The following is a 12,149-nucleotide window of genomic DNA, read 5'->3' as shown; positions in this document are numbered from 1 at the left end:
ACACGAACTCAGCAGTAGCGCCGTGCTACAGCTGAGTTCGTGTCCGAATGTCAGACTTGACCCCAATTTTAGTGTCCGAATGTCGGACTTGCCCCCATTTTATTTGGCGGCGAGCAGGCCGGTGGCGGTGGTGGGCTTGCGGAACCAGTCTTGCTCGCCGGCCGTGGCGCTGCCGCTCAGGCCGGTGGTGGCGTCGTATTGCTTGAGCTGCTCCGTGAGCGCGGCGACATTGCCGGCCAGGCCGGGCGCGGCCGGTTGCGTCAGCTGTCCACCTCCGCCGCTGTCGCCCGCGACGGCTTGCTGGCCGTAGCCGGCGATCGCCTGCGTCAGCGCGCTGGTCTGCGCGGCCCGGCTGGCCAGGAACCAGACGTCGGCCGCCTGGTGCGCCACGCCGTCGGTGCCGGTGTAGCTGGAGCGCCGGCCGATCCAGTTGTTGTTGTCGAGCTCGCTTACCTTGTCGGCCTGGACCGTCAGGCTGGCGATGCCCAGCGCGTTCAATGTCTTGAGCTCGCCTTCCTGGCTGACGCCGTCCGCGTTGGCGTCGATCCACACCCGCAGGTCGCCGAACTGCGCGTCCTTGCTGTCGACCACGCCGTCGTGGTTGCTGTCCAGGTCGCCCAGCGCGGCGAAGCCGTCGCTGGCCTTGCCGCCGGCGGCCAGATTGGTGGCGGTGCCGAACAGCTCGCTGCCGTCGTTGATCAGGCCGTCGTGGTTGCGGTCCAGCGCGAGCAGGCCGTCGCCGCGGCCGACCCAGCCTGTGTTGATGCGCTCGCCGTCGGCGTACAGGTCGAACTTGACGCCGGCTTCGATGCCCAGCGTGGCGATGCCGTCGCCGTTCAGGTCGAGGATCACCGGGCTGCCGGCCGGCAGCACCGCCAGCTGATCGGCGGTCAGCGCGGCGCGCTGCTCGGCGGTCAGCGCGCACACCTGGGTCGAGGCCAGCGCGGAAATCTCGCCCACCGTCAGCGCGGCGATCTGCTCCAGCGTGAAGGCCTTGATCTGGGTGCCCTTGAGCGAACGGATCTGCGCGGTCGAGAACGCGGCCACCTGGTCGAGCGAGAAGTTGGTGATGGTGGTCGAGCTCAGGCCCGACAGCTGCGCGGTCTTCAGCGCCACGATGTCGTTGCCGTCGAGCGCGTGGATCTGGTCGGCGCTCAGCGCGTTGATCGCCGCCACCGACAGCGATGCCACCAGCGTCGGGGCGAGCGAGGAGATCTGCGTGGTGGTCAGGCCCAGCGACTGGGTCGAGCCGAACGCGGCGATCTGCGCGGTGCGCAGGCTGTTGATCATGTCGGCCGACAGGCCGACGATCTGGTCGGAGCTGAAGCCGGTGATCTGGTTGGCGGTGAAGGCGCTCAGCGAACCGAGCGCGGTCAGCTGGTCGGTGCTCAGGCCGCGGATCTGCGTGACCGCCAGCGAGGCCAGCGAACGGGTCGACAGCGCGGCGAACTGGGGGCCGGTGAGGGCGCCGATCTGGCTGGTCTTGAGCGTTTGCAGCTGCGCCGTGGTCAGCGCGGCCACCGCGTCGACGTTCAGCGCGGCGATCTGGTCGGTGCCCAGGATGGTCATGTTCAGGCCGCGCGCCTGCTGGGTGCTCAGCGCGCCCAGCTGGTCGGTGGTCAGCAGCGCCATCTGCCGCAGCGTGAACGCGGCGATCTGCGCCGAGCGCAAGGTGGCGAAGTGGTCGACGTCGATGCCGCCCAGCTGGTCGGAGGTCAGCGCCGCCACCTGGCCGGCGTTGAGCACGCCCAGCGTGCTCAGCGTGTTGATCTGCTGGGTGCTCAGGGCGGTGATGTCGGCCGGGCTCAGCGAGGCGATCTGCAGCGTCGCCAGGCTGGCGATCTGGCCCAGCGTCAGGGCCGTGAACTGGGCCTTGGTCAGCGCGTTCAACTGCATGCTGCTGAGCGCCGGGATGTCGTCGAGCGAGATGAGCTGGATCTGGTCGGTGCTCAGGCCGGCCAGCGCGGCCACGCTCAGCGCGCGCACCTGCGCGGTGCTCAGGTTGACCACCTGGTCGGTGGTGAAGGCTTGCAGCTGGTTCTTGGTCAGCGCGGCGATCTGCGCGGTGCGCAGCGTCGCCATGTGGTCGCCGTTGAGGGCGACCAGCTGGTCGGTGGTCAACGCGCCGACCTGCAGCGTGGTCAGGCCGGCCAGCGTGGCCAGGCCGTTGAGCTGGTCGGTGGTCAGGGCCTTGGCCTGGGCCGCGGTCAGCGAGGCCACCTCGGCCGTGGTGAGCGCGCCGAACTGGTCGAGGGTGAGCTGCGAGATTTGCAGCGTGCTCAGCGAGGCGATCTGGCTGGTCTTCAGGCCCGACAGGTCCTCCACCTCGATCGCGGTGATCTGGTCGCTGTACAGGCCGCGCAGCGCCGAGGTGCTCAGCGCGCGCCACTGCGCCACCGTCAGTTGCTGGATCTGGTGGGTGTTGAACGCTTGCAGCTGGCGGCTGGTCAGCGCGGTCAGCTGGGCGGTGCTCAGCGCGCCGAGCTGGTCGTCGGTCAGGGCCTGGATGCGGTCGGTGGTCAGCGTCGACACCTGGTTGGTGTTGAGCGAGCCGAGCGAGCCGAGCAGCAGGAACTGGTCCGGCGTCAGGTAGTTCAGCTGGGCGGTGCTCAGCGCGGCGATCTGCGCGGTGCTGAGCGCGGTCAGCTGGTTGGTGGTCATGTTGATCAGTTCGCTGGAGGTCAGCGCGCGGATCTGCTGGGTGCGCAGCGCGGCCAGGTCGCCCACTTCGATCGCGGCGAACTGGTCGGAATTGAGCGTGGCGATGGCCCGGGTCGACAGGGCGGCCACCTGCCCGGCCGTCAGGTTGACGATCTGGTCGGTGGTCAGCGCGCGCACCTGGTTGACGGTCAGGCCGTTGATGGCGTTGCTGCCCAGCACGGCGACCTGGTCGGTGGTCAGCGCGGCCAGCTGGTCGGTGGTCAGCGACGACAGCTGGGCCGAGCGCAGCGCGGCGACGTCGGCCAGCTCGATCGCGACGATCTGGGCCGGGGTCAGCGCGGCCAGGCTGCGCGTGTTCAGCGCCAGCATGTCGGCGGTGGTCAGCGCGATGATCTGGTCGCTGTTCAGGTTGACGATCTGGGTGTTGCTCAGCGCGGCGATCTGGGCGGTGCGCAGCGCGGCGATCTGGTCCGGCAGCAGCGCGGCGATCTGCTCGGAGCCCAGCGCGCGGATCTGCGCCGAGGTCAGGCCGGCGATGCCGGCCAGGTTGGCCAGCTGGCTGGCGGTCAGCAGGGGGATCTGGCTGGCCTTGAGCGCGGCCACCTCGCGCGTGGTCAGCGCGCCGATCTGGTCGCTGGTGAGCGCCTGCAGCTGGGCGCTGGAGAGCGCCTGCAGCTGGGCCGACTTGAGCGCGGCGATGTCGCCCGCCTCGATGTAGGTGATCTGATCGGTGCTCAGGCCGGCCAGCGCGGCGGCGCTGAGCGCGCCCACCTGGGCGCCGCTCAGTTCGATGATCTGGTCGCTGCTCAGCACCGACACCTGGGTCGACGACAGGGCGCCGATCTGGCGCGTGCTCAGCAGGTCGATGTCCAGCAGCGACAGGCCGGCGATGCGGCTGGTCGACATGGCGGCGATCTGCAGCGTCGAGTAGTCGGCCAGGTTGCCCAGCGCGGCGGCCTGGGCGTTGCTGAGCGCGGCCAGCTGGGACTGGGTGAAGGCGGCGATGCCGGCCGAGCTCAGCGCGTGCAGCTGGTCGGTCAGCAGCGCCTGCATCTGCGCCGTGGTCAGCGCGCGCAGCTGGCTGGTGGTCAGGGCGCCGAAGTCCGGCGCCTGGATGGCCTCCAGCTGGTCGCTGCTGAGAGCGGTCAGCAGGCTGGTGTTGAGGGCGCGGATCTGCGCGGTCGACAGCGCCATGATCTGGTCGGTGTTGATGCCGCCCACCTGGCGGCTGCCCAGCGCGCCCAGCTGGCGCGTGGTCAGCGAGACGAAGCGCGGCACCGACAGCGTGGCCAGCTGGGCGGTGGTCAGGCTGCCGATCTGGTTGGTGGTCAGCACCGCCAGGTTGGCCAGCGCGGCGATCTGGTCGCTGGTCAGGACGCTCAGCTGGCTGGTGGTCAGCGCGGCCACCTCGCTGCTGATCAGGGCGCCGTACTGGGTCAGCGACAGCGCGCCCAGCTGGTCGCTGGTCAGCGCCATCAGCTGGCTGGTCTTGAGCGCGGCCAGGTCGGGCCCGCTCAGGTCCATGATCTGGTCGGTGGTCAGCGCGGCGATGACGGCGGCCGACAGCGCCCGCACCTGGGCCGTGCTGAGCACGGGGATCTGGTCGCTGGTGAGGTAGCGGATCTGGGTGCTGCTGAGGGCGGCGATCTGCGAGGTCTTGAGCGCGGCCACCTGGGCCGGCGTCAGCGCGATGATCTGGTCGCTCGACAGGCCGCTGATCTGGCGCGTGTTGAGGCCGGCGAGGCTGCCCAGCGCGGCGAACTGGTCGGTGGTGAGCGCGCCCAGCTGGACGGTGGTCAGCGCGGCGATCTCCTGCGAGGTGAAGGCGCCGAGCTGGGCCAGCGTGAGCGCGGCCACCTGGGTGGTGTTCAGCCCGGCCACCTGGGCGGTGCGCAGCGCGGCGATGTCGACCAGTTCGATCGCGACGATCTGGTCGGTGGAGAGCGTGTTCAGCGTGGCCGCGCTCAGGCCGCGGATTTGCGCGGTCTCCAGCGCGACGATCTGGGCGGCGGTGAGCGCCTGCAGCTGGGCGCTGGCCAGCGCGTTGAGCTGGCGGCTGCCCAGCGTGGCGATCTGGGCCAGGCCGAGGCTGACGATCTGGTCGGTGGTGAGCGCGCCGACCTGGTTGGTGGTCAGCGGCGCCAGCGAGGCCAGGCTGTCGATCTGGGCCAGCAGCAGGCCGGCCACCTGGTCGGTGGTCAGGCTGGCCAGGGTGCGGGTGCTGAGCGCGGCGAACTGGCCGGCGGTCAGCGCGGCCATCTGGTCGCTCGACAGCGCGGTGACCTGGTTGGTGCCCAGCGCGGCGATGTCCACCACCTCGATCGCGGCCACCTGCGCCGGCGACAGCGCGGCCAGGGTGGCGGCGTTCAGGCTGCGCACCTGGGCGGTGCTCAGCGCGACGATCTCGTCGGTGGTGAGCGCGCCCACCTGGACGCTGGTCAGGCCGGCGATCTGGCTGGTCTTGAGCGTGGCGATCTTGGCCAGCGCCAGGCTGGCGATCTGGGTGGTCGTGAGGGCGGCGATCTGCTTGCTGGTCAGCGGCGCCAGCGAGGCGAAGCTGGCCACCTGGGCCAGCGACAGCGCGGCGATCTGCTGCGTGCTGAGGTTGGCGATGTCGACGGTGCTCAGGGCGCCGAACTGCGACGGCGTCAGCATGCTCAGCTGGTCGGTGGTCAGCGCCGCCACCTGGCGGGTCGACAGCGCGCGCACGTCGGCCAGCGGAATGGCCGGCACCTGGCCGGTCGTCAGCGCGGCGATCTGGTCGGTGGTGAGGGCGCGGAACTGGGCGGTCGACAGCGCCGCCAGTTCGTCGGTGGTCAGCACGGCGATCTGGTCGGAGGTCAGCGCGGTGATCTGGCGCGTGGTCAGGCCGGCCAGGACGGCCGGCGGCAGCGAGGCGATCTGGGTGGTCGTGAGGGCGGCGATGGCGGCCGGCGTGAAGCTGGCCAGCGAGCTCAGCGCGGCGATCTGGTCGCTGCTCAGCACGGCCTTCTGGTCGGTGCTGAGGGCGGCGATCTCCTGGGTGGTCAGCGCGGCGATCTGGAGCGTGCTGAGCACGACGATCTGGTCGGTGCCCAGGCCGGCCAGCTGCTTGGTGCTCAGCGAGGCCAGCTCGGTGTTGGTCAGCGCGGCGATCTGGCCGGTGGTGAGCGCGCCGATGTCGCCGGCGGCGATGCCGCGCAGCTGGGCCGTGGTCATGCCGGCGATCTGGCCGACCGTCAGCGCCACCAGCTGGTCGGTGCCGAGGGCGTGGATTTGTTTCGAGCTCAGCGAGCGCAGGTCGGGCAGGTTCAGCGCGGCCAGCTGGTTGGTGCTGAAGCCGGCCAGTTGCGCGGTGGTCAGCGCGGCCAGCGTGGCCAGGGCGTCGATCTGGCCGTTGCTCAGGCCGGCGATCTGGCCCAGCGTCAGCGCGGCGATCTCGGCGGTGGTGAGCACCCGCAGCTGCTGCGTGCTCAGCGCGGCCAGTTGGGCGGGGGTGAGCGCGGCCACCTGGCGCGTGCTCAGCGCGACCAGGTCGGCGTTGCGCAGCGCGGCGATGCGGTCGGTGCCGAGCGCGGCGATGGCGGCCGCGCTGAGCGAGCGCACCTGCGCGGTCGACATCGCCACCACCTGGTCGCTGCTGATCGCGGCGGCCTGGTCGGTGTTGAAGGCGGCCAGCTGGTTGGTCTGCAGCGCCGCGAAGTCGTCCGTGGTCAGCTGCATGATCTGGTCGCTGGTCAGGCCGGCGATCTGCTTGGTGACCAGCGGGCCCAGCGTCGACAGCGCGACGATCTGGTCGCTGGTGAGCACGGACAGCTGGTCGGACGTCAGCGCGCGGATCTCGCCGGTGGTGAACGCGGCCAGTTGGCCGGTGGTCAGCGCCATGATCTGGTCGGTGCTCAGCTGGGCGATCTGGGCGGTGCGCAGCGCGCGGATGTCGCGCGTCTCGATGGCGGCGATGGCGGCGGTCGACAGCACGGCCATGGCGCCGGTGCTCAGCGCCACCAGCTGGGCCGAGTTCAGCGCGACGATCTGGTCGCTGGTCAAGGCCTGCAGCTGGTCGCTGGTGAAGCCGGTGAACTGGCGGGTGGTCAGGCTGGCCAGGTCGATGGTGGTGATGTTGCCGATCTGGTCGGTGGTGAGCGCGCGGATCTGGCGCGTGGTCAGCGCGGTCAGGAAGCGCAGCGCGTCGATCTGGGCGCTGTCCAGGGCCCGCACCTGGTCGGTGCCCAGCGCGGCCGTCTCGGCCGAGGTCAGCGCGAACATCTGGTCGGTGCTCAGCGCGGCGATCTGGGCCGTGCCCAGCTTGTTGACCTGCTGGGTGTTGAGGCCGGCCAGGTCGGCGGTCTCGATGGCGGCCACCTGCTCGGTGCTCAGCGCCGCGATGGCGGCCGTGCTCAGGCCGCGGAACTGGGCCGCGCTCAGCGCGATGATCTGGTCGGTGGTCAGCGACTGGATCTGGTCCGAGGTCAGCACCCGCAGCTGGCCGCTGGCCAGCGTGCCCAGGTTGTGCAGCGACAGCGAGCTCAGCTGCGCGGTGGTGAAGGAGGCGATCTGGTTGCCCGACAGGCCGGCCAGCGTCGACAGCGCGTTCAGCTGCTCGGTGGTCAGCACGCTGATCTGGTCGGTGCTGAGGGCGCCGATGGCGCTGCTGCTGAGCGCGACGAACTGGTCGCTCAGCAGCACCACCAGCTGGTCGGTCGCCAGGTGGGCGATCTGCGCGGCGCGCAGCGCGGCGATGTCGCGCGTCTCGATCAGGCCGATCTGGATGCTGGTGAGGGCGTTGAGCATGTTGCTGCTCAGGTTGCTGTACTGGAGCGCCGTCATCTCGATGATCTGGTCGCTGCCCAGCGCCTGCACCTGGGCGGCGGTCAGCGCGGCCAGTTGCACGCTGCTGAGGTTGACGATGGCCTTGCTGTCCAGGCCGGCGATCTGGTCGGTGCCGAGCGCCTGGATTTGCAGCGTGCTCAGCGGGGCCACGCTGCGCAGCGCGTTGAGCTGGCCGGTGCCCAGCGCGGCCAGCTGCTCGGGCAGCAGGGCGGCCTCGGCGGCCGTGCTCAGCGCGGCGACCTGGTCGGTGGTGAGCGCCGCCAGCTGGTCGCTGCCGAGGGCGCGGATCTGCGCCGGGGTCAGCGCGCCGATGTCGCGCGTTTCGATGAACGGCATCTGGTCGGTGGTCAGCGCGGCCAGCACGGCGCTGCTCAGGGCCGCCACCTGGGCGGTCGACAGCGCGATGAGCTGGTCGCTGCCCAGCGCCTGCACCTGGCCGGCGTTGAGCGCGGCCAGCTGGGCGCTGCCGAGCGCGGCGATGGTGCGGGTGGTCAGCGCGTTGACCTGTTCGGTGGTGAGCGCGCCGACCTGGGCGGAATTGAGCGGTGCCAGCGAGCTCAGCGCATTGAGCTGGGCCGTGCCCAGCAGCGGCAGCTGGTCGGTGGTGAGGGCGGCGATCTCGTTGCTGCGCAGCGCGTGCAGCTGGTCGCTGTTCAGGCCGGCCAGTTGCAGCGCGCCCAGGGCGGCCACCTGGCCGCTGCTCAGGCCGATCAAGTCGCGGGTCTCCAGCGCGCCCACCTGGTCGCTGCCGAGGCTGGCCAGCGAGGCGGTCGCCAGCAGGCTCACCTGCAGCGAGCTCAGGCCGGCGATCTGGTCGGTGGTGATGGCGGCCAGCTGGCCTTGCGTCAGGGCGTTGAGCTGGCTGGTGGTCAGCTGCCCCAGCAGGGCGGTGGCCAGCGACAGCACCTGGTCGGTGCCGATCGCCTGCACGGCGCTGGTGCTGAGGGCGCGCAGCTGCTGGGTGGCCAGCGAACCGAGCTGGGCGGTGGTCAGGCTGGCGACCTGGTCCGAGCCGAGCGCGCCCAGCTGGAGGGTCGACAGCGCGCGCAGGTCCACCGTTTCCAGCGCGGCGACCTGGTCGGAGTTCAGCAGGTTGAGCTGACGGCTGTTCAGCGCCTGCATCTCGCGGGTGCTGAGCGCCACCATCTGGCTGGTGCTGAGGGCGGCGATCAGGTCGCTGTTGAGCGCGCCGACCTGCTGCTGGGTCAGGGTGGGGACGTTGTCGGTGGACAGGCCGACCAGGCCGTCGGTGCTCAGGAAGTTCAGTTGCAGCGTGCTGATGGCGCGCACCTGGGCCGAGCTCATCACGCCGACCTGGTCGGAACTGAGCGCCTGCATGTCTTCGGTCGTGAACAGGCCGATCTGCGCAGTCGTGAGACTGATGATCTGGTCGGTTGTGAAACTGGTAACGATCGAAGTCATTGCGTTGTTCTCCCGGGGAGCCTCCATGATACGCGCATAATTGCCTCATGGAAACCAAAAATCACTGGCTGGCTATTGAATTTCGCTATGGCCGCGGCCCGGGAGGTCTAACCGGCAAGCTTGCCGGCGGAGCCGTCGGGGGGCGCTGCGACCACGTCCGCGGCATCAGCCGCGCGCGTTCTATGCCATCCAAAAACAGGTTTTGCACGGGCGTCGCCAAGTACGGGAGTGTCGTGGCGATGACCAGCAAACCTACACCTAAGGTGATCGGAAATCCGATCCCAAACAAATTCAGTTGCGGCGCCGCGCGTGTCAGGATGCCCAGCGCGACGTTGGTAATCAGTAAAGCGGCCACGATGGGCAGCGACAGCTGCACACCGGTGCTGAAAATCCTGCCGCCCCAGTCGGCCAGCTGCTTGAAGCCGCCGCCGTACACCGGCGAGGCCGACACCGGCAGCGTGTAAAAGCTCTCCACCAGCGCCGACAGCAGCACCAGGTGGGCGTTGACCGCCAAAAACATCATGGTCGCCACCAGCGCCAGGAACTGGCTGATCGCCGACGAGCGGCCCTGGGTGTTGGGGTCGAAAAACGTCGCGAACCCTAGGCCCATGGTCAAACTGGAGATTTCTCCCGCCATCTCCACCGCAGCGAACACGATGCGGATGCTGAAGCCCATCGCCAGCCCGACCAGCATTTCCTGCAGCACGATCAGCAGGCCGGCCAGCGAGGTCGGGTCGGCGGCCGGCAGCGGCGGCACGGCCGGCGCCACCACCATGGCCAGCAACACGCCCAGGCTGATCTTGACGCTGGCCGGCACGCTGGAGTTGCCGAACAGCGGGGACGCCGCCAGCAAGCCCAGGATGCGGGTCAGCGGCCACAGCAATCCAGCGATCCACAGGTTGATATCGGCAGTGGAGAACGAAATCATGAGGCGTTTTCCCTATTTATTTCCACCGAGCATCTACCTTCTTATTTTAAATCAACTTCTTGTTGAATCGTAAATTGTTACATATTGGCAAAATGTCTAGCCGACCAGGCCGGGGATGCCGCCGAAGATCTCGCGCATGTAGTCGAGCATGACCGCCAGCATCCACGGGCCGGCCACCACCAGCGCCACGAAGATGCCGACCAGCTTGGGGATGAAGGACAAGGTCGCCTCGTTGATCTGGGTGGCGGCCTGGAAGATGCTGACCACCAGGCCGATGATCAGCGCCACCAGCAGCATGGGGGCGGCGATCATCAGGGTCACCTCCATGGCGTGGCGGCCCATCGTCATCACGCTTTCGGGTGTCATGGCGCGCTCCTAGTAAAAGCTCTGGGCCAGCGAGCCCAGCAGCAGTTGCCAGCCGTCCACCAGCACGAACAGCATCAGCTTGAACGGCAGCGAGATCACGGCCGGCGACATCATCATCATCCCCATCGACATAAGTACAGAGGCGACCACCATGTCGATAATCAGAAATGGAATGAAGATGGCGAAGCCGATCTGGAACGCGGTTTTGAGTTCGCTGGTGACGAAGGCCGGCACCAGGATGCGCAGCGGCACGTCTTCCGGCCCCTGCAGCGCGGGACTGCGCGACAGTTTCACGAACAAGGCCAGGTCGGCCTGCCGGGTTTGCTTCATCATGAAAGTTTTTAACGGCGCCGCGCCCTTGTCCATGGCCACGCTCATGTTGATCTTGTTTTCCTGCAGCGGCAGATAGGCCTCGGTGTAGATCTTGTCGAAGGTGGGGCCCATGACGAACAGCGTCAGGAACAGCGCCAGCCCGACCATCACCTGGTTGGGCGGGGCCGACTGCGTGCCCAGCGCCTGGCGCAGCAGCGACAGCACGATGATGATGCGGGTGAAGCTGGTCATCAACAGCAGCGCGGCCGGGATGAAGGTCAGCGCCGTCATCAGCAGCATGGTCTGGATCGGCAGCGTGTAGCTGGTGCCGCCGCCCGGCGCCGGGGTGGCGTTGAAGGCCGGGATGCCGATGCTCGAATCGGCGCCGGCCGCGATCGGCAGGGCCAGCGCGGCCAGCATCAACAGGGATTTGACGGCCGTAGCCAGGGGGATGCCGGCCTGCTTATTTGCCATTGCGCTTTTCGATCGTTTGTTTGAACCATTCGGCGAAGTTGGCGGTCGGCAGCGCGGCCGTGGCGGCCGGTTCGCTGCTTTCCTGGCGCGGCATGGTGGCCAGCGCGTTCATGCGGCCGGGCGAGGCACCGACCACGATCCATTGTTCGCCCACTTCCACCACCAGGATGCGCTCGCGCGCGCCCACGCTGAGCGCGCCGACCAGCTTGACGTTGCTGTTGCCGCCGCCGAAGTTCTTGGGGCCGAAGCGCTTCAGGAACCAGGCCGCGCCGATCATCAAGGCCAGCACGAACATCAGCGCGAAAGTGGTTTGCAGCAGGCCGCCGCCGGGGGAGGCGGGCGCCGCCTGCGGCGTGGGGATGGTCATCGACAGCGGGCCGGTGGGGGCCGTTGTGGCCGTTGGGCCAGGCGCGGATGCGGCTCCAGCGGAGGCGGGCGCATCGGCCGGGGCGCCTTGGGCCGGCGCGGACGCCGCACCGGCTGCCGTGGCGGCGACAACCGCCACGGCGGGCGCGTCGGCGGGAGCAGCGGCAGGAGTAGGGGCGGCGGTGGCGGCGGGCGCGGCTGCGGCGACGGCCGGCGGCGCGGCCACGGCCGGTGCGCTGGCCGCGTGCTGGCCGCCGATGGTGCCCGACACGCTGCGCTGGGCCATTGCGGGCGCGGCGGCCAGGGCCGCCGCGAGGATCAGGGTTGAGGTCAGTCCGTGCTTCATTTATTCAGTTTTCGGATACGTTCGGACGGCGTGATGATGTCGGTCAGGCGGATACCGAACTTGTCGTTGACCACCACCACCTCGCCCTGGGCGATCAGGCAGCCGTTGACCAGCACGTCCATCGGCTCGCCGGCCAGGCCGTCCAGCTCCACCACCGAGCCCTGCGCCAGTTGCAGCAGGTTCTTGATGGCGATCTTGGTGCGGCCCAGCTCGACCGTGAGCTGCACCGGGATATCGAGGATGAAGTCGATATCGTTGTGGGTCTCGGTCTTGCTCGGCGTGCTGGAAAAGTCCGTGAACACGGCGGCGCTGGCCGTCTGGGCCTGCTGCTTCTCCAGCGCGGCCGCCTCGGCCTGCGCCTGCTCGGCGATGGCCGCGCCCCATGGGTCGTCGTCCATCGTATCGTCTTGATTATCCGACATGCTTCTCTCCTGTATTGCGGTCACCGGCGGCGGTTGCGCCGGC

Annotated in this window: 6 protein-coding genes; all 6 read right to left on the bottom strand. The window is 69.1% G+C overall.

Features of this window, described 5'->3' with window-relative positions:
• Positions 1-99 precede the first annotated feature (99 nt).
• Positions 100-8,892 (bottom strand): S-layer family protein, encoded by an 8,793-nt coding sequence (locus HUX88_RS25395; RefSeq protein ID WP_176363586.1) that lies wholly within the window; start codon positions 8,890-8,892, stop codon positions 100-102.
• An 85-nt stretch (positions 8,893-8,977) separates the two neighbouring features.
• Positions 8,978-9,820, bottom strand: coding sequence for a flagellar biosynthetic protein FliR (gene fliR, locus HUX88_RS25390; RefSeq protein ID WP_117011637.1), 843 nt, complete (start codon positions 9,818-9,820; stop codon positions 8,978-8,980).
• 96 nt (positions 9,821-9,916) lie between these two features.
• Positions 9,917-10,186 (bottom strand): flagellar biosynthesis protein FliQ, encoded by a 270-nt coding sequence (fliQ, locus tag HUX88_RS25385; RefSeq protein ID WP_117011636.1) that lies wholly within the window; start codon positions 10,184-10,186, stop codon positions 9,917-9,919.
• A gap of 9 nt (positions 10,187-10,195) precedes the next feature.
• Positions 10,196-10,972 carry a flagellar type III secretion system pore protein FliP gene (fliP, locus tag HUX88_RS25380; RefSeq protein ID WP_117011635.1) on the bottom strand — a complete coding sequence of 259 codons (777 nt, stop codon included), beginning with the start codon at positions 10,970-10,972 and terminating at the stop codon, positions 10,196-10,198.
• Positions 10,962-11,684 carry a flagellar biosynthetic protein FliO gene (fliO, locus tag HUX88_RS25375; protein ID WP_229219546.1) on the bottom strand — a complete coding sequence of 241 codons (723 nt, stop codon included), beginning with the start codon at positions 11,682-11,684 and terminating at the stop codon, positions 10,962-10,964. Before fliO ends, fliP begins: the two co-directional genes overlap by 11 nt.
• Positions 11,681-12,106, bottom strand: coding sequence for a flagellar motor switch protein FliN (gene fliN / locus HUX88_RS25370; protein WP_008451351.1), 426 nt, complete (start codon positions 12,104-12,106; stop codon positions 11,681-11,683). The genes fliO and fliN overlap by 4 nt, the downstream gene beginning before the upstream one ends.
• Between the last annotated feature and the right edge of the window lie 43 nt (positions 12,107-12,149).

This window comes from Duganella sp. BJB1802 (genome assembly GCF_013369445.1).
Lineage (GTDB): Bacteria > Pseudomonadota > Gammaproteobacteria > Burkholderiales > Burkholderiaceae_D > Rugamonas > Rugamonas vulcania_A.
The sequence above is the reverse complement of the archived record's forward strand: the minus strand, read 5'-3'. Positions and strand labels throughout refer to the sequence as shown.

Bases quoted from the DNA above. Each gene is read 5' to 3' on its own strand.
- HUX88_RS25395 (WP_176363586.1), bottom strand. From the start codon at position 8,892: ATGACTTCGATCGTTACCAGTTTCACAACCGACCAGATCATCAGTCTC.
- fliR (WP_117011637.1), bottom strand. From the start codon at position 9,820: ATGATTTCGTTCTCCACTGCCGATATCAACCTGTGGATCGCTGGATTG.
- fliQ (WP_117011636.1), bottom strand. From the start codon at position 10,186: ATGACACCCGAAAGCGTGATGACGATGGGCCGCCACGCCATGGAGGTG.
- fliP (WP_117011635.1), bottom strand. From the start codon at position 10,972: ATGGCAAATAAGCAGGCCGGCATCCCCCTGGCTACGGCCGTCAAATCC.
- fliO (WP_229219546.1), bottom strand. From the start codon at position 11,684: ATGAAGCACGGACTGACCTCAACCCTGATCCTCGCGGCGGCCCTGGCC.
- fliN (WP_008451351.1), bottom strand. From the start codon at position 12,106: ATGTCGGATAATCAAGACGATACGATGGACGACGACCCATGGGGCGCG.